Raw genomic sequence first — 25,006 nt, forward strand, 5'->3', positions numbered from 1 at the left:
CCAAAAGTCTCTTAATTAATTATATTCTTTTTAGCAGAATCATTAAAGGTCAAAATATTTTTTACCACAAATGAACACGAATCATCACGAATAAAAGATCTTAAAAACTTATATCAATAAATTCTTAAAATTAAAATACTAAACTTTAATAATAAATAAAGTAGGTTTTGACCTATACCAGTGCCTATTAGTGTTCATTCGTGGTTCCAAAAAGTTCTTAATCTTTTCTTTTTGATCTTCAAAAGCGACACTTTATTACTATTAATTTTCACCCAAACCTAAAATATAAACTCATCTCGAGATAACCTATCTTTTATCTCTTCAATAATCCTCTTCTCCTCTTCCTCACCATCAGCTACAAAGGTCACAGAGAACCTAACAAAAGCTCCCGCATTATCCCAAGGTACTGTAGATATTAAATGCTCTTTAATTAAATACTGAGAGAACTCTTCTGCATTTGCAAACTCTACCCCACCCTTTACTCCTTTAGGAATAGGAACATATAGATAAAAAGAACCCTTAGGTTTAGTAATATCAAAACCTAAATCACTAAGTACTCCAACTAACATATTGTGTCTTCTTGAATATTTCTTAGAAGTCTTCTCAGTAATCTCTGGATGATCAAGAGCATAAACAGCAGCCTGTTGAATCCCTTCAAACTGTCCTGAGTCATTATTATCTTTAACTGTCGCAAAAGCATTAACCACTAAAGGGTTTCCAACCACAAAGGCCATCCTCCACCCTGTCATATTGAAAGCTTTGGATAAGGATTGTATCTCAATCCCAACCTCTTTAGCTCCAGGAATCAATAAAAATGACAACGGCTTATATCCATCAAAGGTTAAACCAGCATATGCGGCATCATGAATTACTATAATATCATTCTCCTTAGCAAAAGCAATCACTTCTTTAAAAAACTCTCTGTTAGCTACTGCACCAGTAGGATTATTAGGATAATTTAAGTAAAGCAACTTGGCCCTTTTCTTCTGATCTTTAGTTAAAGTAGATAGGTCAGGTAAAAAATCATTTTTCTTTAATAAAGGAAGGTTAACAACCTCTCCCCCTAGCCATTCTGTATGAGTTCCCATAACTGGATAACCTGGCGTAGTCATAATAGTAATATCACCTGGATTAATAAAGGCACTAGGTAACATTGCCAGAGCAGGTTTGGAACCAATAGAATGGTTCACCTCACTTTGGGGATCTATTCCCTCTACACCATAAACCTCTTCCATATATTTAGCTGCTGCTTCTTTAAATTCCAAGATTCCATTATCTGTATAACCTCTATTTTCCCATTTTCTCGCTTCTTCACATAAAGTATCTATTACACCTTCATCTGCCATCCAATCAGGTTCGCCAACACCCATGTCTATCAAATCAACTCCAGGGTTAGCATCTATAGCAGCCCTTTTGGCCCGCTTTATCTTTTCAAATTTATAAACTACATCACCTTTCCCAAATCCACTTCCACCAATTCTTTTTGAAAATAACTGTTGAATATAACTCTCTTCTCTCATTCTTCTCATCTCCCATTAATATATTATATTTTTAAATTCTTAATTCTTAATTCTAAACTCTCCCCCAAAGACCTCTTCTGCTGGCCCTGTCATATAAAGGTGATCATTATCTTCTGACCACTCAATAGTTAAGTCTCCACCCAGCAAATGAACAGTAACCTTTCGATGACTCAATTCATTTAAGATGGCAGCTACAGCCGAGGCACAAGCACCAGTTCCACAAGCCAAAGTAACACCTGCTCCCCTTTCCCAAACTCTCATTTCTAACTCTTTAGAGTTTAAAACCTCTATAAACTCAACATTTGTCTTTTCTGGGAACAAGGGATGGTTTTCTATTTTAGGGCCAACTTCCCTAACAGGAAAACCATCGGCATCATCGACAAAGATTACACAATGAGGATTACCCATAGAAACCAAGGTAATACTATACTCTTCTCCATCTACCTCTAAAGTTTCTCCAACTACCTGTTGTTGCTCAACCCCCGCAAAAGGAATATCTTTACTTCTTAACCTCGGTTGACCCATATCAACTCTTACAGCTTTAAACTCACCATCTTCAAGAATCAACTCTGGTATTATAACTCCAGCCAAAGTCTCAATTCTAACCTTCATCTTATCAGTCATTTCTCTGTCATAAATATACTTAGCAAAACATCTAATAGCATTCCCACACATCTCTGGTTCACTTCCATCTGGATTAAAGATTCTCATCCTAAAATCATTCTCATCACTCTCAGATGGAAGAATTAAAACCAACCCATCTCCCCCAACACCAAAACGCCTATCACATATATCTTTAGCCAAACCTTCTAGATTTTCAATTCCCTCTTCAAAGGCATTAACCATTATAAAATCATTACCCAATCCATGCATCTTAGTAAACTTCACAATTACCCCTCCAATTTTATGTAAGCTTAATTTTTATACTGATAACCCCTACAAACTTTAGCTCAAACATCATCTCATATCATTTTTATGTTATGTTTGTGTTAACTATTTAATGATAATTATAATCATTTTCTTTTCCTTTGTCAAGTGTTTTTACTAAAATAATATAACCTAACAGATGTATATTTCTTAGATTTCCACACTTTATAGAATTTAATCTATCAATATAATAAAAGATAAAGCCGTTAAACTTTTGAAAGTTCAACGGCTTTATCTTTTATTATAAATCCAACTTTTTACCCTAATAACTTATCGACTATACTGCGCCTTCTTTCTTCTACTTCATCAAAGTCCATAGCTTCTACATAAAATTCCTCAAGCTCATCATGTAAAGATTTAGCTTCTTGGATATAAGAGAGCGCTTTAGAAATCACCTGCTTATAATAACCCTCAACCTCTTTAATCTCCTCTTTATGACTTTCGATAGTATCTATGTCTAAGCACTCCACCATATCAACTACAATATCACCTTCTCTAGAAGGATCTATTATATGAGGAGAGGTTCCATCTAATATGGCAACACCTAAATCATCTACTATGATCATATCTAAACTATCAGGATCGAAGGAGCAATGAAAGTATTGAACATCAAGACCTTTCTCTCTTACAGCTTGAGCAACTTTTTTCATTAGTGTAGATTTGCCAGTCCCAGGTCTTCCTTTAATAATATAACGAAATCTTAAATCCTCTGTCAATTCATCAAAATAATTTATCACACCTTGGGGAGTAAAAGCACTAGCAAATAAATGTCTTTCTTTACCCATTTCATCTGCAAAATCTTCTCTTCTAAATACTCCTCTTCTATAAGGTACCCTAATTAGACTAATAATATCTTTAATAAGGTAATCTGTCTTCATATTTGCCATCTGAAAGTCCATTGCCTCTAAATAATATTCTTCCCACCTATCATGTATCAATTTGGCTTCATCCAAATAAGCATAAGCCTTATTAAAAGCATTCCAAACCCCTTTGCTTAAGGCAACTATCTTATCCTTCTTATTCTCCAACTTCTTACGATCCCAATAACGACCCAAATTTATAATTTCATCTATAGCACCAGGGTATTGAGGATCAATCATATGGGGGGAAGTTCCATCTAAAAAAGCAACCTTTAAATCAGGAATAGCCAACCCATCCAAAGAATCTTTATCTGAAGAACACCAATGCATCTCTACACCATAGCCTCTTTCAATTAAATCTTCACCCATACGCTTCATAAATGTAGATTTACCTGTCCCAGGACCACCTTTAATTACAAAGATTCTATCACATTCATAGGGTAAATACTCATAAAAAGAATGAAAACCTTTACTCGTATTACCTCCTGGAAAATAATTCTTTACTCTTCCCATTCTCTAACCTCCTTTTATAACTTACCTTTAATATTTATGCTTAGAAGGTTAAATTATTGCTTATTTACTTTAGAAAATATTAGTCAAAGAATACATTAACCTAGAACTGACACTTAATAGTAAAAAAGAGATACTCAATTAATCGAGTATCTCCTCTTTTAATCTATCCGCTTTATCAACTACTGGATAAGGGCTGCGGTTATGCCCCAAATAGTCCCCTCAGAAGTGGAATATAAATAAACACTCCTATCTTTTCCGCTCCAAGGTTCTTTATACCTTTCTTGTAATCCTAGTTCTTCTGCAGGTAGCAAAATCTCCTTCTTCCCATCTTCATCAAAATAATATGGTTGAAACTCAACTTTAATCCCATACTCTTTAGGCTTATTCTCAATAAAATAACTTAGAGGTAGTGCAAAGACTCGTTCCACCTCATCCTTATTTATATCAAACTGATCTAAAGAACTTATATGTAAGAATCCTATAAATGGTTCAATAATTATACCCATTGGCGTAACCATTGTATCTAATCTTCCTATAACCTCAATCTTCTCTCTAGCAATACCTAGTTCTTCTACACATTCCCTTATAGCTGCAGCTTGATAATCAACATCTACTTCTTTTTCATACCTTCCACCTGGGAAGGAAATCTCTCCACCTTGCCTAATACTCTCAGCTCTTAATTGGAAGAGAAGATAATATTCACCCTTTAAATTTATCAAAGGAATTAAAACTGCCGAATTAAAGTATTCATCCCTTTGATGTATATTAGGTTGTTTTAGCAATGAATCCTTTAACTTTTTTAAATCTTTTACTCTCATAAAACCTCCATTCTAACATCCACTCTCAATTACCAATTTTCAACTGCCTTTTATGATTCTTACTTGTATTTCAAGGTTTATAATTTTCAACTATTAATTATTCCTGCCACCCCTTTATTAGCTGGTTTATGTGATGGAAATATACGGATTTTTATAAAAGATATTAATTTAACATTAATTCTCTAAATTTTTTTATGACTATATTCTTTTAAAATATAATCATAAAACTCTCTATATTCTTCTTCAGTAGGAAAATACCTAACTGGTGATATTTTATCAATAAGTCTTTGATATAAATCTACATTATTTAAAACATCCTCTATTGATGTAGCACTAATTTCACCAATACACTTATCTATTTCAGATTTTGCTCTAACAATCGCCTCTAAAGGATAATCTTTATTAAATTTCGATTTGTGTTTTTGATTATTTTTCCTAAGTAAATAAATTTCATGTCTTAAATCTGATATGTTTTCTAAAATAGCTTTATCAGGACTAACTTCCTGCTCGTCTAGTGTTGCAATTTTAAATTGACCAAAACTCTTTAAAAAAGTTGAATAATCTGGGTTTTTTATTGATTCTTCTAATGTTGCAATTAACTTTCTTCTTAATGTTTTCTTAAATTCAACTATTTTAGTAAATCTTAAATCCCTTGGATATTCCAAATGTTCTATTACTCCTGTATCAAAAGAATAGTCAGTATAATCATCTTTTACAATTATTGTAGGTTTATCAAATGCTAATCTCATTCCTAATTCAAACATAACATTAGGGTTTTTAGTGCTTATATCACAAATAACTATATCAGAATTATAAACATTTTGTACTATACGTTTATGTATAATCCCAATATCTTCTGACTCACTAACCATCATAGTTTTAAATTGATATGTCTCAATATCACCAGTAGCTTGTTGAAAAATTGTCTTTACCTCTAACCAATGTTCACTAGAACAACCATCACTAGAAGAAATAGGCATAATGATTCCACATGTAATTATATCTTTATTTTTATCATTCATTTTTTTAGACTTATTTTTTTCTACTTCTTTAACTTCATCCATTATTTTTCTCCTCTCTCATCTTAAACAGTAGTATATTTCTGTCACATAACGTACCGCAGGTTTACGAAGTTTCTGAATCCTAGGGCGACTGCCCTTGATGAAGAAATTTGGGTGAAACGACGATAGGAGTGGAGCCGTAAACCTTGCTGTTATGTGACCGTCTCGATATCTTTATACTTGCTTCATTAACTAACTTCTTAAATTCCTTTGTTGCTAAAACCATCTTGTATTTTTAAAGAATGCAATGGTGCAACCCTTTCGCCTTTTTTATATATGAATCTATTTTATCCTCCCCGTTAATTTTCAAGTTGTTAAATCTAATGGGAATTCCTCGACCTAGATAAAAATTAGGATGATCTTGAAAATGAATGTGAAGATGTGGCTCTGTTGAATGTCCTTAATTGCCACATTTACCAATTATTTCTCCTCTTTTAACATAATCCCCTTTCTTAACTTTAAAACTTCCAGGAATAAAATGAGCCATAAAAGAATATTCTTTTTCCTCATATTTTATTATGACAAAGTTACCTCTGAAATCTTTAGCCAAAAAGTCTATCATAATAGTGCCGGGATGTGGGCAATCTCTAATGCCATCTTTAACTTTTATAACTTCTCCATCTTCAGGAGATAAAATGTTTTTCCCATAGCAATAATAATCTTTAAGATTATCTCCATTATTTTTGTGTTGTCTATTGTTCGAATCAGATACTACTAAATCATAAGCATACCGTTGATTAACAACATCCCATGAATGAGAATCTTTTTTCTCAATACCCCCATTAAGAACTAACCATTCATCTGCAAACGGTAAAGTATATTTTTTCTTTTGCTGAAAATTTTCTAATTCAGATAAACATATACTTCCTACTATTTGCTTGATCATTTGAAAGAATTGAAAAGGATTAAAAAATGATAATATTACTGAAATATAATATTTAACAAGGATCTTTGTTTCACCTGCTCTTTCAGTAGGTTCTTGTTGTGGAAAAAACTCATTTTCTTTATCTTCATTTTTTTCATTTCCGTCTTTAACACTCTCAAAAGAAGTACTAAATATAAACATTAAAATCCCGATCAAAATAGCTATTACTATTAAGGTATACGAATCTAAAACTAAAAAACCTAAAGTATATAGAATTATCCCTATTAAACCTAAAGATTTAAAGAATAAACCAGCATTTTTTAGCCACGGAAGAGCTAGTGCAGTAATAAGAAACACTGTTATAAGCAATAGTCTAGTTATATTTACTAAGTCTTGTGGTGGATACATAATTCTCTCTATTACTGTCAGCACCATCAGAAGCACTAAAACTATTTTTGATAATTTTTTTAAATTTGAAAACATGTTATCTCTGTTCATATAAATAATTCCTTTCTGTTATATTAATTCTATGTTGTTTTTAGAGATCTCACATAACTTTAATATTAACGACTGATGTCGTTATAAACTATCGAGTTATTGGTATTAACGACATGTGTCGTTAATACCCGTTTTAGATTAAAGCAGAGTAGGGTGATAGAGCATCTAAACTATAAATAATCAGCCACAAACAGTCATACTCCCAAGATCATCCCCAGAACAATCATCACTTATCTCCAACTAGCTCTTGATCTGCCTCTCCTGAGCAACATTAACAAATTAATACTACAATTAAGAATTAATTATATCAATCATATCTGAAAATACATCTCTTGCTAACTGGTCATTTTGTTGTTCTTGTTCATTTCTTGGTGCTAAAGGATTATCAATTCTGTCAATTAACTCTTTTAGCAAACTAATATAGTCATCTTCTGTGCTGCCAAATATATTTACCCAACCACTATCTCCTGGGCTTAGTATTTTGATATTACCATTTGCATCTTCAAAGCTATTTGCTTCAAGTTGTCTAGTTAAAAATTTAAATTTAATCAAGCTTTTTTCTCTTAAGGTTAAATCAGCAGTTGCTTCTTCCCAAGCTTCTTTAACAGATTCTGGAGCATTAGGTGGTGGAAAAACAAATGATTTAGCTTCTCCAACTTCTACTATGCCATCATTGTTTAAATCTACTAACTCCCGACCATCAACTGGTCTGTTGAAAAGATTTTCTGCACCTTCTTGAGATAAATTGCTAACATTTATTGGTGAAGCTAGGTTATTAGCTTTTTGGATTTTATATAATTCGGTAGATGTTAAGGTTGATAAAAAATCTTTTGCACTTTTGTTAGAGTTGTCTCTCGTATGAAGAATAGATTTAAAATCCTCAATATTATTACAATTGCTTTTGTCGCTTAAATCAAAATTATTGCTTGGCTGCATTGCATTATTAATTTTCATTTAAAAACTCCTTTCATTTTTAGGTGTTTAAGATCTAATGGGGTTGTAACTTAAGAAAGTAATTAAATTTTCATAAATAGTCAGTCACTTAGAACAATTATTAGTTATCTCTAGTAACTCTTAATTAATTGACAGGGGAGGGGAGTAGTAAAAAGTAAGCTTGTTTTGTCATGCCTATTTTTAGCTCTAGAAATATTTATTCTTGACTTTTATTAGCTGATTTAAGTGAAGTCACCTATGCACTAAATTTACATTTAAAACCTTAACCTTATTTTTATAAAATTTAAGATAAATCCATTGTCATCCAAATTATCTCATCCTTCTTATCAGGCTGAACTTTATCTTCTATAAATCCCATTTTCTTATAGAATTTTAATCCACTTTTACTACTTGGAACATGAAATTTATTCACATCTTTCTCTTTAACAATTTCTAATAAATGCTCAAAGATAAATCTTCCTATACCTCTTTTATGTAATTCTGGTTTAACAAAAAAATTAGACACAGAATACTTAGGCAAATTATCATCACCAAAATTAGCAATTGCTCCTGTTCCAACAATTTCGTCATTTTCTTCAACAACATATATTTCTTTCCATTTCATTTGTTCTTTTAATTTTTCGGGCTTATTATGTTTTTTAAACTTTTCAACTATCTCTTTAGAATGATATTTTATCATTACTTTATCAAAATTATTTCTAATTAACTTCCAAACAAACCCAATATCATATTCTTTCATCTCCCTAATTTTCACCTTTATCCACTCCTACTTTAATTTTAAATGCTCACTTCACTTTTAAATCTTACTTATCTTAAAAACTCGATTCATCCATATTTTTGATTATTAATAGTTTCTTTCAAATAAAAACATTCTTCTAAATCAATATCATAGACATTTGCTAAAGCTACTATATAATATAAAACATCATAAAGCTCTTCTTCAATAGTCCCTTTTATCTTATTAGTTTCATCCATTTTTCTTTCTTTTCTAATAACTTCTGCAAGTTCACCAATCTCTTCTATTAACTTCATAAAGTAGCCTTGTTTCAAGTCTGGATTATAATCCTTATCTTTTATGTAACTCTGTAGCTTTTCTATAGTTAATTTTTCTTCCATAAAACCTCCTCCTTCTCCCATAAATTTCATTTAGGACGATTTCACTTAACATATGTCATTTAAACTATCCAGTTGTGAGTATTAACATCATAACTTATATAATTATGCTTTCAAAGAATAGATTCCTTCAAAAACAATTAAATTAATCTATTTACAACTTTTTTCGACAAAAAGCACAAACAAAAGAGACAGCCAACCTTTAGCTACCCTTTTAGCATCCTATTCTTCTAACCTCCAACTATTAATTTCCTTTCTACTCTACAACTATCAACTATAACTTCTCAATTACCAATTTTCAACTATCTTTTATGATTCTTGATTATTCTTTAGGTATTAGTCTGATTTCAGTCGGCTCTTATCAGATTTTAATCTGCATCAAGCCTTTGCGCTTAAGGTTTTAAAGAGGTTATAACTATTCCTACCATCCCTTTATTAGTTGGTTTATGTGATATTAGAGATAGACTTTGGCAATAGCTATGAAATTATGTCTAATATTCGTATGTAATAATATGCTCTACTCTATCTTCAAAATTATTAATTTTATCTTTAAAGAAAGTTGGAAATGCCTTATAATGTTCTAACTTGTCAATTGGAATCCAATGCATATACTCTTTAACACCAAAAGGCGAATAACTATTACTATTAAGTTCCTGTGTTCCTCTAGATTTCATCAAAAAATACAACGCAATTTCATGACATTTATATCCATCTAAACTACCAGAACCTTTAAAAAAATTTTCATGGATAAAAGCTAACCTTTCAATTTTATATGAAACTCCAGTTTCCTCTAACACTTCTCTTCTAACAGCATCTTCGGCCTTCTCACCTATATGCACAGCACCACCTATAGAATAATAATAATCATCTATCTCATTTTTGGCAAATAATACACAATCATTCTCTATAATAATTGCAGCAGCTCTATATCTAAACCAGCCATTTTCTTTTGTAAATCCACAATCATTTTCCATAACCTTTCCTCCTAATTATCTAATGTTTTATTTTATTGCAAAATCATTCTTTTAAAAACAAGTGTGTAATGTTACATAAATTTTTTATTAACAAAGCCTTCAAGTAATATATATAAACAATTGGCTATTATTATTTTTTCTATATGAAATAGTATACTCCTCCAAAATAATCTATAAGCTTGAAATCTATTAATTGCAAAAATTAAAATATTTTACTCTGTGACCCTAGGATGATTTTCATAAAGAAGTAGTCTTGGGATGAGACGTTGGACTTAATTAGCCAGGCCAACTTTGCTTTAATAAAAAAAGAGTACAACGATAATCGTTGTACTCTAAACAAAGAAAATAACCATTCTAATTAAGATATTAGCGATTATTCCAGCTAATATATCATCTAACATTATCCCTACCCCACCATGAAACTCTTGAAGGTTTCTAATTGGAGGCGGCTTTAAGATATCAAAAATTCGAAATAGAACAAAGGCTGGGATAAGCATGTTGGCCCCTAACCCATACATCGCAACAAAAAAACCTGCAATCTCATCAATTACAATCTGTTGAGCATCCTTTACCCCATAATAATCTTCTGCTTTTTGGGCCAAATAAATACCTGCAATGGTAATTATAAAAACCAAAGGAAAATCAATTGCTACCCCTATAGCTAAGAGAATCCATACCAAAATCAATCCAACTAAAGTTCCTGCCGTCCCTGGAGCATAAGGACTTAAACCACTATTAAAGCCTGTTGCTAAAAATTTAATTATCCTCGCTTTTTTCATCTGTATCATCCTTAATTATTTTTTTCGACTTCATCAGATAATCTAAACCAGATATAACCGTTAAGATAACAGCAATCCATAATAATACTTGAGCATAAGGAAGGTTAACCATTAAAGCAATAATTGCAAATATCTGTGCATTAGTCTTATACTTCCCCAAATTACTAGCAGCTATAACAACTCCTTCAGCAGCTGCTAATACTCTCAAACCAGTAACTGCAAACTCACGACCAATAATAATAATAGCTGGCCATGCACTTATATCACCTAGATCAACTAAAGCAATTAAAGCTGCCGAGATTAAAAGCTTATCTGCCAAAGGATCAATAAATTTTCCTAATCTAGTTACAAGACCCCGCTTTCTAGCAATATATCCATCTACTCCATCAGTAATTGCAGCTATAATAAATACTACAACTGCAACATATCTACCATAGACTTGATAAGCATCAGCAAAACGGATCAACAAAAAAGCCATAAAAACAGGTACTAAAGCAATTCTAAGTAAAGTCAGCTTATTAGGCAAATTTAATTTCATTAAATCTCCACTCCCATTAAATCATATTCATAAGCTTCTATTACATTAACCCTAATCATATCTCCAACCTGGGCCTTACTATTCTTAATATAAATAACTCCATCAACCTCTGGCGCATCTCTTCTAGTTCTTCCTATAAGTAAGCCATCTCCTTGTACTTCCTCTACTAAAACTTCAACCTCTTTATCAACCCACCTTTGATTCACTTCAAAAGAGATATCCCTTTGTAAATCCATAACCCTTTGATGCCTTTCTTGTTTCGTCTCTTCTGATATTTGGTCAGAGAGAGTGGCTGCTCTTGTTCCTTCTTCTCTTGAATAAGTAAAAGCACCAAGGCGATCAAATTTAGCTTCTTTAATAAAGTCCAATAACGTTTTAAAGTGTTCTTGCTTTTCACCAGGAAAACCTACGATTAAAGATGTTCTTAATGTAATATCAGGTATTCTATCTCTTAACTTCTCTATTACCCCTAAAATATCCTCCTTGCTTCCACTACGATTCATCTCTCTTCTAATATCCCTATGAGCATGTTGGACAGGCAAATCAAGATAATTACATATTCTATCCTCTTTAGCCATCAACTCAATCAAATCATCATTTAAATGACTAGGATAAGCATACAATAGCCTAAACCACTTAATTTCTTTCACCTCTAAAAGTCTCTTTAATAACTCTACTAACTTACCCTCTCCATAAAGGTCTATTCCATATTGAGTTATATCTTGAGCTATAATATTGACCTCTTTGATACCTTTCTTTGCCAACTCTTTGGCTTCTTCTATTATATTCTCTATCGTTCTACTCTTTAGCTTCCCTCTCAGTTGGGGAATAATACAATAAGAACAACAATTATTACAACCTTCAGCAATCTTTAAATAAGCCGTATGCTTAGGGGTTAAATTGCTCTTTGGTAAGTACCTATCATAATCAAAGTCTGGGGAACTAACTCCAAAGTTATCATTACCTTCAAGAGTATCATTTATCACTTCTACAATTTTATCAAAGTTCCCTGTTCCTAAAATAGCATCAATCTCAGGCATATCCTTTTGTAACTCTTCACTATACCTTTGAGATAAACAACCTGTAACAATCAAAACTTCACAATTTCCTTCTTCCTTATATCGGGCCAACTGCAAAATTGACTCTATTGATTCCTCTTTAGCATCAGATATGAACCCACAAGTATTAACTATCAAAACATCAGCTTCTTTATAATCTTCTACAACAATATGACCATTCTCCTGTATCAAACCAAGCATAATCTCAGAATCAACCTGATTCTTAGCACATCCTAAACTTAACAAACCTATCTTAGCCATCTTTATAAATCCACTCCTTCTATATTTTAACCTAAATAATTATTTTATAGATTACTTTTTTGATCTAAAATAAATAAAAGAGCAATTTAAATTGCTCTCCTACTCTAAATAATTATATACTATTTATCATTTTTATTCAAAGAAATTACTCAATTTTAACAAAGTATTATTTACCCCTTCAAAATCATAACAGCTAAAGGAGGTAGCTCAACCTTTAATTTGCCATCTATCAGATCATAACTTGTAGAAGTTAATAAATCTCTAAGCTTCTCTTCTTTAATAAAGCTTTCCTCATTCAAATCGATCTCTACCTCTCCACCTTCATCTTTAGTATTTAATAATACCATTAGATTATTGTCTTCATAAGATTTTAAATAAGCCCAAATACCCTGCTTATCATCTAAGACAATATCCCTTCTATCTCCTAAACTAAGCGCCTTATTCTCTCTTCTGATCTTACATAACTTTTGATAAAAAGAGAATAACTCTTTGTCTTGCCCTTCTCCCCAAGGCATAAAGTCACGGGAATTATCAAAGATAATACCTCCAGTATTGTCATCATAACAAGGGTTCTCTTGAGATAAACCAACCTCTGTTCCATAATAGATAAATTGTGTTCCCTTCAAACTAAACTGACAGGCAGCAGCCAACTTAAGTCGCCTCTTATCCTCTTTTGCCTCCCATAGAAATCTATCCATATCATGGTTATCCAAGAACCTTCCTAAGATAAATTCTGAATTATAATACTCATCTAAATACTCAATATCTTCTTTAAATTCTGAAACCGTCTTACTACCATAAATAAACAACTCTCTAAAAGACCAAACACTTGAAAAGTCAAAGCATCCATCAAGCTCACCTTCATACTCTTTAATAATACCTGGTCCTTCCCAAACTTCACCAAAGATATAAGCCTCAGGTTTAACCTCTTTGACTGCAGCTCTTAATTCAACCCAAAAGTCATGAGAAGGTCCATTAGCATGATCCATCCTCAATCCATCAACATCATAATCCAACAACCAACCCAAAGCCTGCTCTTTTATAAAGTGAGCTCTAGCATCAGGGTGATCATTATTTACCTTAGGTAGCTCCTTAACACCACAGAAGGTTTGATAATCATTTGGCCAATTATCGAACTTATACCACTTATAATAAGGGCTATTCTTATCCTGTTGAGCTTCCACAAAGAATGGATGTTTATTAGAAGAATGATTTGGAACCATATCTAAAATAACTTTTAAGCCTTTTTTATGAGCCTTATCTATAAACTCTCTTAAGAGCTCATTATCTCCAAAATGAGGATCAACAGTTAAAAAGTCAGTTATATGGTAGCCATGATAAGCTTCTCCTTTATAAAATGGCGTTAACCAGATAGCAGTAACTCCTAAATCCTCTATATAATCTAACCTATCTATAACCCCTTGCAAGTCTCCACCTTGGTAATCAGTTGCTTTAAAACCAAGATCATAATTATTAGTAGGATCTCCATCACAAAAACGATCTACTTGTATCTGATAAACTATTGCTTCTCTAGCCCAGTGAGGAGTATTATAAGCTTCTACAGAATAGGAGAAACTTTTAGCTCCTAACGGACTCTCTTTTCCACCATCTGCAAAATAAGATTTATCTTCTTTACTATCATATCCTTCTACTATATACCTAACCCTTGTGCCTTCATCTACACCTGGAATCTTAGTCTCCCACCAGTCAATTAACTTCTCTCCTACTGGGGAAGCTTCAGTATAACTTCTCTTTAATTCTAAGACCTCTCCGTTATCAAGTTGGCCCTTCTTACCTTTTGGATCACTGCCATCGATTGTATAGTATAAATAAACCTTATCGATTAATTTTCGTTCACTACTTACCCTAACTGAAACCTCTTCTCCCTTTTGGGGGATATTAGGTGAATAATTATTATTATGAAATACCTTTGTATTAAAATGAGTCTTCAAAGTTGGATTATAAAAAGATCTCATTACCTGGTTATGGTATGGACTTAACCTTTTAGTCTCATCCCATAATGACACTGAAGCAAAAACCTTATCTAAAGCTTTAGACCTTAACTCTCTAGTAATACTTTCATCTATTTTAAATTTACTTGCCTCCCCCTTAGTAGGAACCTCCTTTAACTTTTCACCTGTCTCTGTATTATATACTACAGTCTCTACTCCATTAGTTAAAAGAACCAAAGGTATACTTGGTGTAGATAAGTGAGCATAAGAAAAAGCTTGACCTTTAATATATTCTGTTAAAGACTCAGCTCCACTTCTTACTATAGCAGCAATAACAGGTCTACCATAACTCTCAATAACCAAGTCTACTTCTGCATAGACCTTCCTTCTGCCTAAACTTACTAACTCCTTGGACCCAATATTTAAATCTTCCTCTAAATAACCTAAACTATGTAATTTGGGAAGCAAAAATTTATCTCTAACTACCTTTCTATACTTTCTTTTCACCTTATAATCCATTAACATCACTCCTTAATCTTTTTTTACATATCCTAGACCAATACACTATTACCATAATTATAACATTTAGAGCTAACCTTATATTATTTAAATTAATTATATATTAAATAAATATATGCATAAGAAATCAAAAAACCCCGACCAATTATTAAGTAACTTCTAATAATTGACCGGGGTTCTTATCTATATAAGATAGCCCTCAAATTTTTAAATTTTATATCTTATTACTTGTTTATATTATATATCAATATTAATATAATGTCAAATTCTAATCGCTAACCCTTATATTCTTATTCTCATACCAACAGCTAGCCTTTGGTGAATTATTAAGTTGCTCTTTACCTAAACCATTGTAAGTCTTTAGTGATAAAATTTGAATCCCTATCCTAGGTGCACCTTCAACTTTTACCAAAGGAAAAGTTATATAGTCATTAGGCTGAAGGGTTTTTGGAATAATCGTCTTAACTTCCCAGCTATTATATAAACTATGATCTAAGTCTCTAATTTCTACTCTATACTCCAACTTCAAATGTGAAGCTAATCTCCTACCAGAGTTAAATATCCTTAAGGATATACAGGTATTATCAAATTCTAAAATTAATCTTTCCGGAATCTTATCTCTCCCGTTTATAACCTCCTGGTTCTCAAAAAATTTAATCTCTTTTTCCAAATCTTTTTGAGAATCGTGCAACTCTTCATCCTCTATATTGACAAACATAAATTTGATATCCTCTTCATACTCCTTCTCAAAGGAGTACCTCATAAACTCTAAGGTCTTTTGACTAGCATATGCATAGCTCCAGGTTACATAAGCTAAAAGGAGTGAAGTGGATAGTTGTATCAGCTCATTATAATCTCTTAAGATAGTAATGACATTTGTGATTTGTCCACCTAATTGCAAGAATATAATAAAGGTTAGAATAACTATAATAATAGATAAGGTAACTATCCTAATTTTTCACCCTCCTAACAATATTTTTTATAATAGGTTCTCTTTATTATTATTCTTTAATTCATTCATTTTTTATTCCTCTAAAAAATTTATTTTAACTTTACTTTATAAATAATAATCACCTTAATCAATATTAATCTATAATATCTATTTTTTACTAACATTATTAATTAAACTTTTACAAATAATATAAATAAACCTTTCCAAGACCTAATATTGAAGGAGGATAGCAAATATGCTAGACTATACAAATTTAAAAGGATTAAAACAAATAGTAGGTGACCTAGAACGAATTCAAAGCAATAAAGTTCACGATGTTAGGTATATCAAGGAAGATGAATTGGATGGTGTTATCAATCTTTTACAAGCAATAATTAATACCAAAGAATTCAATCAAAAAATAAGATAGCCTCCTGTTATCAGAAGGCTTGTCCAATCAAATTTAAATTAACTTTCAAAAACTAATTAATACTAAAACATTAAAAGCATATGCAAACTCTAATAAACCTAGATAAAAGTTAATCTTTTGTTTTATTTTATAGGTCTTTTTATTACTATCAATGCTCTTCTCTAGATCATCAATTGAGTTTATAGATATCTTTTTACTTAATTTAAATAGTCCAAAGATAAGAAGAGCATAACTTAAAAAGTTAGTAATAGTATAAGAGTCAAATACGATTGAATTGGCAATATAGTATAAGAACAAGAATATATAAAATACGAAACTGCTTAGCTTCATTAAAATAAAGGGATCCTTACGTTGACTTATTGCTCTTAAATAAACTTTAACCTCTTCATATTCCATCGTGTAGTCCTCAAAGGTCTTACTATTATCTTTTAGCTTAATTATAACTGCTATTATGTAAATTACTGATAATAACCCTATATATTCCTTCATCTCTTACCTCCCAATCTTAAATCCGAGGGACTTAGCCCTCGGATTTCATAAAATTTTAATAATATAATGGATCATCAGTAGGATCATAACCTTCTTCACTAGGAGTTAGCCTTTCTTCTTGTTGGCTGTCTTTCTCAGGCTCTTCTTCTTTTAACCCTTGCAACTCCTTAATTAACTTTTGATACATATTCTTAATACGACCAATCTCTTCTCTTTGAGATCCTATCTTCTTCTCTTGCATCCTCAATTGCTCTGAATACTCACTTATTTCAAACTCTTCTATTAATCTTACAGGGTCAACTGTAAGGTTATTAACTTTAGAATCATTTGTTAATTGATAAGCTTTAAATACTAATTTTGTAATATCATCTCTACGTCTTGGATTCGCCTGATAAGCAATATCAGAGATATAATAGAAATAAGATGGATAATTTATAGTTGAACTATTCACTCTAGGGATATACACCTTTTGATCAGGATAAATCAAATTTGGATTTCTAATATGTGTATTTAGATCTATCAATAACCTTAAAGGAACTTCATACTTTTGGGCCAAATAATAAAGACTGTCCCCTTCTCTAGCACTAGTCAAGAATATATTATCAAAGGAATCTACTCCCAATGTTAAATCTAAATACTTGCTGATATTTTCTGCTAAAATACCTTCTTCTAGTTCCCTTATTCCATTATCATCAACCATAATACCATTTTGAATATCAGAAATCAACCCACTATCATACCTATATCTATTTCTAACATTGTCAATCTCTATATTTAGCGGTGGAAGATTGTTTAGAAGGTGATTATTAAGTCCAATCAAAGTATCTACCTTCCTTTGAGAATCCCTCCTATAATTTTGGGCCAAATTCTTAAACTCTTCCCTCTTTTCTCTCTGATCAAAGGGAAGTTCTCCTTCACCTATTATAAAAGCCTCTTCTAACTTCAAATCTCTCTCTATTTGAGCAGCCAAAATTACCGTCTTAAAGTAGATTGACTTAGATAAATAATCAGAATGAGATAAGTCTCTCATTATCACCCTATCAAAGTGCCTCTCAGCCTCTACCCAATCTCCCCTCTCGAATGCATCAACCCCTAACTTATAATTCTCAAAGGGTAAATCATTTGCAAAACCTACTGAATTAACCCCTAATAAAAATACCAAAGTTAATATAAAAGAACTAACTATAACCCTTCTCACTGAAAAACCTCCTCTATCTTTGTATTGATTTTTTAAATTTTTTTAATTTTTTAATTTTAATAAGTACTATGGAGCATAAACCATAAATATTAAGGTTAAAACATAGATAAAATTAACCTCTTAAAAATTTAGTACTCACTTTATTTACTTCTACATAATCAGTTAATTTCCTTTAAAAAAATAGCTGTGGTATCACTGATACTTATACAATCAGCAATACCACAGTTTCTACTTCACAAATTTTTTATTTTTAATTAAAAGCATTGCCTTATCTGAATCATCTGTTACAACAAAAACCTCTTGTATAGAAGCACTATTTTTAGCCAGAATCTTTATACCACTTGGAGTTGGATACTTAAGCCTTAGATGAGGTGGCATCCCACTTCCCCCTCTTCTATTTATCCTCCCAGGAATTATACTCTTAACCACCTCTAGTTCTGATATTTCTTCTAAAAGAGGTAAAATATCCTCTATAATCGTATGTTCCTGCTTAATTTTGTTGGCCCTGTACTTATTATCCTTACTCATTCTAGTCTCCTTTCTATTAATTTATCTTTATAATTATACCCCCATATTGTATCTTTCTTAGTCTTATACTAATATTATATTACAGAATAAATAATTATCCAAATATCTTTGCTCAGATTGAATTATTTTTAAAAAAGGAGAAAGAATAAGTAAAGGAGGTGAAGGATAATCGAATATTTAAAAAAAATAAAAGAAAAAGATGCTAATGACTTCTGTTTTGAGGTAAGACACAAGGTCTTAGAAGTTCCACGAGATATGTACTTAGATGTTCTTAAAGATTTTGACAATCCCTTTTCTGAAAGAGGAGCACAAAAGATTGTAGAAGATTATCTGAAATGGAAGAAAGACCACGGACTTCTTGGAATGATTAGAATAAATGACTATGAAGATGAAAATATAGTAGAGCTAGATGCAGCAATCCGTTATGTAATTGATTGCGAGCCAAGCACTTGTCCAAATTGTGGATAACAACAAGGGCTTTTACTTACTACTCTTTACTCTCTTATAAACATAGTGCTTATAATTATAAGCACCTTCTTTAGCATCCTCCCCTTCTTTCTCCCATACCTTCTCCCAATCCTTCCAATTGACTTTAGGGAAGAAGGTATCACCTACAAAGCTATGATCTATCTTAGTAATATAAAGTTTGTTGGCCCAGGGTAAAAATAAACTATATATCTTTGCACCACCTATAATAAAGACTTCATCATCTACAGATTTAATAAAATCCAAAGCCTCATCTAAGGAATTAAATACTATACAACCTTCAATCTCAACACTCTTATCTCTAGTTAATATAAAGTTCTTTCTACCTGGCAATGCTTTTCCTATACTCTGATAAGTCTTTCTCCCCATAATAATTGGGTGAGCAGTTGTAACCTCTTTAAAATATCTTAGATCACCCTTTATATCCCAAGGCATCTTATTACCTTTTCCAATTACCCCACCTTTATCTGTAGCTACGATCATCGATATATTCATATACTATCAATTACCTTTCTCAAATTACCCATAGAATCATAGTGCCTCCACTGGTTAAAAGATGGATGAGGTATACCCTCTACAACCTTAATACTTTCTATTAATTCTTCTTTAACAATATCTAAATAGCTTTTAGCAAATTTACCACAAGGAACTATATATTCTAAGGAAGCTACCCTTTCAGTAGTTTTGACTAACCTTTCTTTAAAATCAGATATCAATATACTCTTTACTTCATTCCACTCTTTTTTTTTGTGATTCCTTGCTCCATAGTTTACTCTCAACTTCTCTAGTATAGCAATTACCTCTTTGTCAGCATTACTCAAATTATAACCTTTAAGTCCATCACCCTGCATAGGTGCTGAAGATACATTTAACAAACTAAATCTAGTTAATCCCCGATAACTTTGTTCATAATCTTCAATTTGACTGACCACCTTACCAAAAGAATCTTTATGATCGGCTCCATAGATAAACCTTGTCATCTCAAAACCAGAACTCCCCGCCACTGGATAACCAAACTTCATCTCCTGAGTATGAGGGGATTCTAGAATGAATAGAATTTTAGAGTTTTTATTTATAACATCATCAACCTTGTATTTACTTAAGTAATCTTTTGTTTTTTTAATTAGATCATTCATTGTTTAACCTCCCTTTTGTAGTAATAAAGCGTAGCTTTATTACTGGTGATGAGTAATCAGTAATGAGTAATGGGTAAAACCTTAAAAAAACAGAAACCCCTTTGTTTCCTAAGACTTATAAGAGATTTTGACTTTACTCATTACTCTTCACTCATTACCCATTACTAGTGGCACGAAAGTGACACTTTATTACTAGTATTCTTCACTATATAAAATAGCCCTATCTTCATCCAATGATCTTTGGACATCAATGATCCGTTGATTTGATGATCCACGATACTTCAATCCTAGATCTTTCTTCTCCTCTACAAAGGGGCCATCAATTAATATATCTATAACCTCTAGTAGCCTTCTCTTCTCTTTATCCTTAAGTAAATCCTCAAAATGATAACCAGTATAGGCAAGGATATCCCAGTCCTTATTAACCTCTTTTACCCTCTTAGCTAATAAATGAAACCCTTTGCTTTGTAAAAAAGGGTCTCCGCCACTAAAGGTTAGTCCTTTTATCAATAGCTTACCCTTTAGCTTATCAATTATCTCTTCTACTCCCATAAGTTTACCACCCTCTAAAGGATGAGTGGAAGGATTATGGCAACCCTTACATTTATGACTACACCCTTGAGCAAAGATGGTAAACCTAATCCCAGGACCATCAACTAGACTCTCTGGACTTACCCCTGCTACCCTTAACAATTTAAATTCCTCCTTCATAACAGATAAAAATCCATAGAATATTCTATGGATTTTTATTACATACACTATTATTTTTATTATATCATACCTTTATAGAGTCAACAATACTCCCTTTAAACTGTAGTTCCAATATCAGTTTCTCTTCCACCTATATCCGTCTTATCTAAAGACAAAATATTTACTGGACAAGAATTAATACAAGCTCCACATTTAATACAATCTGGATGATCAAAGATATTTCCTTCGTTAAAGTTTTTATGAGGTTCTAATCCCATTGGACAAGCCTTAGTACATAGACCACACTCCAAACAGTCATCTTTATCACTAATTTGAATCTTAGTTTCAGTTCTCTTATTCAATTTCAAAGTAGATCCTACCTTATCCATTACTTGGCCCATAGTTCCCATAGGACAGACGTGACACCAAGTTCTAGGACTTATTAAAATTGCCAAGCTAGACCCTAATATAGTGGGCATCACTAAATATTGAATAACAAATAAGAAACCTAAGTTATCCCAAAAACCATCACTTCCCCAGCCTGAACTTACTCTAATAATTCTAACTATAAACATAATCATATAAAATGTGAAAAATCCCCACTTAAAGACCTTTGATTTAAATATTTTAGGTAGCTCTCTAGAAAAGGACCTCGGTTTAAGAATATTATCAAATAAGCTTGCGTGGGGACATAAATTCCCACACCAATACTTACCATTAAATAACCCTACTCCTATTATAATTCCCATTATCAAGAGCATTGATAACCCTAGTTTAGGATAAAATAGACCTCCAAAAGCGATTAAAGGTATAGCCCACCATAAATATTTTTTAATATTAAAATCATTTAATTTTTCCATTATTACCCCCCCTTTTTTTACCCCCTCTCCAGGGGGTATGGGGTGATTATATTACTTTCTATCCCAAATGTCAAGTTTAAGTGATGTATTTATATTAATAGATCATAGTTTTATTACTATTAACTCAAACACTAAAAAAAGCAGACCAAGTGGCCTGCTCTCTTTATAACTATTAAATTTAGTCTATTACTGGAACCCAAATTGACCATCCATTTGCCTCAGACATATTAACTCTAAAGTCTCCATATCCAAAGCTATCAGTAGTTACAGTACCAGATACATTTCCAGTATAGTCATAAAAAGTTGTATTTGGTTGTCTAGAGTTAATATTCTTAACTGATTGATCTCCACTTGTACCATCCGAGATCATCATTACAAGACCTGTTCCAGGTATATCTTCTAACCCTTCACGCACATAAGAGTAAACATGATAGTCATTGTTATTCACTTCATGACCTGGTCCATAAGCAAAGTATCTTCTTGCTTCAATCATTTTATCTAAAGTATCATTCATACCAAACTCATCATAATCTCTAGCATATACAGTTGGTATACTATGCTCACGCATTAAAATATAAGCATAAGCTTGATTTTTAAAGTTAATTACTGGATCAACTGGATAATCATTATTCTCGCGAGAGGTATCATGGTTATCAACGAAAGTTACTGCTCTGTCGGCCCTAGGACTATTAGCTAATCCACCCCAAGAACTCATATCATGGCGTCCTTCACTTAAAGCTACAAAATCATCTCTCAATGCAAAGTCAAAAACTGTCATAAATGGATTGTCTACATGATCAAGATAACCCCAAGTATCGTTAGTCCATGCTTCACCTACAAAGAATATATCTTCTTCAGTATTATTTTGTACATGCCATAACCATTCATTTACAAAATCACTATCGACATGCATAATAGCGTCCATTCTAAAGCCACTAAATCCAACATCATTAATAATCCATTCTCCCCATTCCTTCATCTCATCTATAACTCTACGTTGATTGTAATCTACATCATTACCCATTAAATAAGGATGACCAAAGGTTCTTCCCCAGTATTTACCTTCGAATGAAGTTTCTCCTATATTACCATCATTTGCACACCAGTCAACTCCATTAAATTCTTCCCAATTCCAACTCCATTGATCAGCATTGCTATAATGTGCTGATCTTCCTAATAAAGTCATATCGGTATATGATTCTATAGTTTGACCCCAGCCAACTGGTGCTGTCTCAGGGGCACCACCCATTCTATGATTGAATACAACATCGAAATAAGAATCTACCCCTAAGTCATTTAAACGTTCAAGAGCATCCTCTAACTGCTGTCTTGTTCCATAACGAGTCTCTACTGCACCATGCTGGTCAAACTCTCCTAAATCCCAGAAATCATAGACAGCATAACCTACATCATCAGTACCATTAGCAGCTTTAGCAGCTGGAGGTAACCACATAGAAGTAATTCCTACATCAGCTAAATTATCAACATCAATATATTGATCTTCATTATTAGCAATATCTGACCATAGACCTTCATAAGATTCCCAATAAAAAGCTTGATAAATAGTATCATTTACTAAATTCTCTGGTATGTTTGGCAATAGTCCTAGGTTTGGATCTGAATCTGGATCACCCTCTGTGATTATTCCTTTCTCTAATGTAGATACTTCATAAATAAACAGGTAATTATTACTATTATTGTTATCCCAATTTCCTGCTCCATCATTAAATACTGCTTCTACATTATCAATAGGCTCATTAAAGTTAATAGTAGCAACCTTATAACCTTTATAATTTGAATCTTCCATTGCTAAACCTGGAACATCTGTCCAAGTTCCACCATTTACTCTATAATGGATATTAGCATCTACCCAATTTGTTTCATAATAAATTGTTGCTTGGTACTCTCCACCTCCACCAGTATATGGAACACCTGATCTAATTTCTCCACCTTCTAATGTCGATATTTCGTCTGTAAAGATATAATTATTACTGTTATTGTTATCCCAATTTCCTGCTCCATCATTAAATACTGCTTCTACATTATCAATAGGCTCATTAAAGTTAATAGTCGCAACCTTATAACCTTCATAATTTGAATCTTCCATTGCTAAACCTGAACCTTCTGTCCAAGTTCCACCATTTACTCTATAATGGATATTAGCATCTACCCAGTTTGTTTCATAATAAATTGTTGCTTGGTACTCTCCACCTCCACCAGTATATGGAACACCTGATCTAATTTCTCCATCTTCTAATGTCGATATTTCGTCTGTAAAGATATAATTATTACTATTATTGTTATCCCAGTTTCCTGCTCCATCATTAAATACTGCTTCTACATGATTTGCACCACTAGTATCTATTGTAACTACCTTATAACCATCATAATTTGAATCTTCCATTGCTAATCCTGGTACTTCAGTCCATTCTCCACCTTCTATTCTATAATGAATATTAGCATCTACCCAATCTGTGCTATAATAAATAGTCGCCACTTCACTTGAAGAGGTAGCTAAAGAATTAACTAAAACATCAGATGAATTATCCGAAGCTTCTAACTCAATGTCAACTCTACTGTCTTCTTGGAATAATACCGAATCCTTCTCTCCAATATAAAGGGTATTATTGTGTTCATCTTTGACCGTTACTCTTAAAGAATAACTTTCATTGATAATTAAATCTTTAATTTCAAAAGACTCTTGACCTCCAAATGTAAATACTTTCTGATCTTGAGGCTCATTTACATTAACTGCCTCTACTTCAATAGCCCTTATAAGATCAGCACTAGCACTATCTAGGTCTTGGTCAGTATATTCTAATATAACCTTTAAGCCTTCACCATCTAATAGAGCGTTGTCTAAATCTTCGCCAATATTATTGCTTGAACATCCTACTACAAACATAGCTATAACTAATAATGAGATTATTAATAACCTTTTTTCATTTAACAAAATCAATCACCCTTTCTATTTTTTAACATTTTAAAACTACTTAAATCGCCCCTCCTTCCTCTTTAAATTTAAAATTGACCTTATAATAATCTTTA

Annotated in this window: 25 protein-coding genes; 2 read left to right on the forward strand and 23 right to left on the reverse strand. The window is 32.2% G+C overall.

The window, feature by feature from the left end; all coding sequences use genetic code 11:
- Positions 1 to 278 precede the first annotated feature (278 nt).
- The 15 genes from HALSAC_RS0104445 to HALSAC_RS0104515 all read right to left on the reverse strand — a co-directional run bounded on the left by HALSAC_RS0104445 (position 279) and on the right by HALSAC_RS0104515 (position 15,973).
- Positions 279 to 1,520: an LL-diaminopimelate aminotransferase gene (locus HALSAC_RS0104445; RefSeq protein WP_027339256.1), complete on the reverse strand. Its 1,242-nt coding sequence runs from the start codon at positions 1,518 to 1,520 to the stop codon at positions 279 to 281.
- 39 nt (positions 1,521 to 1,559) lie between these two features.
- Entirely contained in the window at positions 1,560 to 2,408 is an 849-nt protein-coding gene (dapF, locus tag HALSAC_RS0104450; RefSeq protein WP_027339257.1) for a diaminopimelate epimerase, read from the reverse strand.
- 296 nt (positions 2,409 to 2,704) lie between these two features.
- Positions 2,705 to 3,820 carry a PRK06851 family protein gene (locus HALSAC_RS0104455; protein ID WP_027339258.1) on the reverse strand — a complete coding sequence of 372 codons (1,116 nt, stop codon included), beginning with the start codon at positions 3,818 to 3,820 and terminating at the stop codon, positions 2,705 to 2,707.
- Positions 3,821 to 3,999: 179 nt separating this feature from the next.
- Positions 4,000 to 4,638 (reverse strand): NUDIX hydrolase, encoded by a 639-nt coding sequence (locus tag HALSAC_RS0104460; protein WP_027339259.1) that lies wholly within the window; start codon positions 4,636 to 4,638, stop codon positions 4,000 to 4,002.
- Positions 4,639 to 4,820: 182 nt separating this feature from the next.
- Positions 4,821 to 5,702: a hypothetical protein gene (locus HALSAC_RS0104465; RefSeq protein ID WP_051412075.1), complete on the reverse strand. Its 882-nt coding sequence runs from the start codon at positions 5,700 to 5,702 to the stop codon at positions 4,821 to 4,823.
- 397 nt (positions 5,703 to 6,099) lie between these two features.
- Entirely contained in the window at positions 6,100 to 7,062 is a 963-nt protein-coding gene (locus HALSAC_RS16340) for a M23 family metallopeptidase (RefSeq protein ID WP_051412076.1), read from the reverse strand.
- 291 nt (positions 7,063 to 7,353) lie between these two features.
- A complete protein-coding gene (locus HALSAC_RS16345; RefSeq protein ID WP_027339261.1) occupies positions 7,354 to 8,016 on the reverse strand; it encodes a hypothetical protein in 663 nt (220 codons plus the stop codon).
- Between the two features lie 283 nt (positions 8,017 to 8,299).
- On the reverse strand, positions 8,300 to 8,770 hold the full coding sequence (locus HALSAC_RS0104480) for a GNAT family N-acetyltransferase (RefSeq protein ID WP_027339262.1): 471 nt from the start codon (positions 8,768 to 8,770) through the stop codon (positions 8,300 to 8,302).
- 71 nt (positions 8,771 to 8,841) lie between these two features.
- Entirely contained in the window at positions 8,842 to 9,132 is a 291-nt protein-coding gene (locus HALSAC_RS0104485; RefSeq protein WP_027339263.1) for a MazG nucleotide pyrophosphohydrolase domain-containing protein, read from the reverse strand.
- Between the two features lie 488 nt (positions 9,133 to 9,620).
- Positions 9,621 to 10,103 carry an NUDIX hydrolase gene (locus tag HALSAC_RS0104490; protein ID WP_027339264.1) on the reverse strand — a complete coding sequence of 161 codons (483 nt, stop codon included), beginning with the start codon at positions 10,101 to 10,103 and terminating at the stop codon, positions 9,621 to 9,623.
- A gap of 332 nt (positions 10,104 to 10,435) precedes the next feature.
- Positions 10,436 to 10,882 carry a phosphatidylglycerophosphatase A family protein gene (locus tag HALSAC_RS0104495; protein ID WP_035571288.1) on the reverse strand — a complete coding sequence of 149 codons (447 nt, stop codon included), beginning with the start codon at positions 10,880 to 10,882 and terminating at the stop codon, positions 10,436 to 10,438.
- Entirely contained in the window at positions 10,860 to 11,420 is a 561-nt protein-coding gene (pgsA, locus tag HALSAC_RS0104500) for a CDP-diacylglycerol--glycerol-3-phosphate 3-phosphatidyltransferase (RefSeq protein ID WP_027339266.1), read from the reverse strand. Before pgsA ends, HALSAC_RS0104495 begins: the two co-directional genes overlap by 23 nt.
- Positions 11,420 to 12,739: a 30S ribosomal protein S12 methylthiotransferase RimO gene (rimO, locus tag HALSAC_RS0104505; protein ID WP_027339267.1), complete on the reverse strand. Its 1,320-nt coding sequence runs from the start codon at positions 12,737 to 12,739 to the stop codon at positions 11,420 to 11,422. Before rimO ends, pgsA begins: the two co-directional genes overlap by 1 nt.
- A 170-nt stretch (positions 12,740 to 12,909) precedes the next feature.
- Positions 12,910 to 15,210: an alpha-amylase family glycosyl hydrolase gene (locus HALSAC_RS15055; protein WP_051412077.1), complete on the reverse strand. Its 2,301-nt coding sequence runs from the start codon at positions 15,208 to 15,210 to the stop codon at positions 12,910 to 12,912.
- A gap of 268 nt (positions 15,211 to 15,478) precedes the next feature.
- A complete protein-coding gene (locus HALSAC_RS0104515) occupies positions 15,479 to 15,973 on the reverse strand; it encodes a hypothetical protein (RefSeq protein WP_027339268.1) in 495 nt (164 codons plus the stop codon).
- Positions 15,974 to 16,397: 424 nt separating this feature from the next.
- Between HALSAC_RS0104515 and HALSAC_RS17240 the strand changes: the two genes are divergently transcribed.
- Positions 16,398 to 16,571 (forward strand): hypothetical protein, encoded by a 174-nt coding sequence (locus HALSAC_RS17240; protein ID WP_169730080.1) that lies wholly within the window; start codon positions 16,398 to 16,400, stop codon positions 16,569 to 16,571.
- Between the two features lie 45 nt (positions 16,572 to 16,616).
- Here the strand turns inward: HALSAC_RS17240 and HALSAC_RS0104525 are convergent, their stop codons facing one another.
- The 3 genes from HALSAC_RS0104525 to HALSAC_RS0104535 all read right to left on the reverse strand — a co-directional run bounded on the left by HALSAC_RS0104525 (position 16,617) and on the right by HALSAC_RS0104535 (position 18,786).
- Positions 16,617 to 17,060, reverse strand: a complete 444-nt coding sequence (locus HALSAC_RS0104525; protein WP_027339269.1) for a hypothetical protein — start codon at positions 17,058 to 17,060, stop codon at positions 16,617 to 16,619.
- A 55-nt stretch (positions 17,061 to 17,115) separates the two neighbouring features.
- Entirely contained in the window at positions 17,116 to 18,258 is a 1,143-nt protein-coding gene (locus HALSAC_RS15060; RefSeq protein WP_035571290.1) for a LysM peptidoglycan-binding domain-containing protein, read from the reverse strand.
- Between the two features lie 228 nt (positions 18,259 to 18,486).
- A complete protein-coding gene (locus HALSAC_RS0104535; protein WP_027339270.1) occupies positions 18,487 to 18,786 on the reverse strand; it encodes a DUF2103 domain-containing protein in 300 nt (99 codons plus the stop codon).
- Positions 18,787 to 19,041: 255 nt separating this feature from the next.
- Here HALSAC_RS0104535 and HALSAC_RS0104540 point away from each other — a divergent pair, with 255 nt between their 5' ends.
- On the forward strand, positions 19,042 to 19,254 hold the full coding sequence (locus HALSAC_RS0104540; protein WP_245579427.1) for a hypothetical protein: 213 nt from the start codon (positions 19,042 to 19,044) through the stop codon (positions 19,252 to 19,254).
- Between the two features lie 12 nt (positions 19,255 to 19,266).
- Here HALSAC_RS0104540 and HALSAC_RS0104545 read toward each other — a convergent pair whose 3' ends face one another.
- The 5 genes from HALSAC_RS0104545 to HALSAC_RS16350 form a co-directional block, all read right to left on the reverse strand.
- Positions 19,267 to 19,767 carry a dihydrofolate reductase gene (locus HALSAC_RS0104545; RefSeq protein ID WP_027339272.1) on the reverse strand — a complete coding sequence of 167 codons (501 nt, stop codon included), beginning with the start codon at positions 19,765 to 19,767 and terminating at the stop codon, positions 19,267 to 19,269.
- Entirely contained in the window at positions 19,764 to 20,408 is a 645-nt protein-coding gene (locus tag HALSAC_RS0104550; RefSeq protein WP_027339273.1) for a hypothetical protein, read from the reverse strand. The genes HALSAC_RS0104545 and HALSAC_RS0104550 overlap by 4 nt, the downstream gene beginning before the upstream one ends.
- A gap of 192 nt (positions 20,409 to 20,600) precedes the next feature.
- Positions 20,601 to 21,101 carry an anaerobic ribonucleoside-triphosphate reductase activating protein gene (nrdG, locus tag HALSAC_RS0104555; RefSeq protein ID WP_211231301.1) on the reverse strand — a complete coding sequence of 167 codons (501 nt, stop codon included), beginning with the start codon at positions 21,099 to 21,101 and terminating at the stop codon, positions 20,601 to 20,603.
- 113 nt (positions 21,102 to 21,214) lie between these two features.
- Positions 21,215 to 21,958 carry a 4Fe-4S binding protein gene (locus HALSAC_RS15065; RefSeq protein ID WP_051412078.1) on the reverse strand — a complete coding sequence of 248 codons (744 nt, stop codon included), beginning with the start codon at positions 21,956 to 21,958 and terminating at the stop codon, positions 21,215 to 21,217.
- A gap of 178 nt (positions 21,959 to 22,136) precedes the next feature.
- Entirely contained in the window at positions 22,137 to 24,911 is a 2,775-nt protein-coding gene (locus HALSAC_RS16350) for an alpha-amylase domain-containing protein (RefSeq protein ID WP_051412079.1), read from the reverse strand.
- Positions 24,912 to 25,006 lie beyond the last annotated feature (95 nt).

It is taken from the genome of Halonatronum saccharophilum DSM 13868 (assembly GCF_000517025.1).
GTDB lineage: Bacteria > Bacillota > Halanaerobiia > Halobacteroidales > Halobacteroidaceae > Halonatronum > Halonatronum saccharophilum.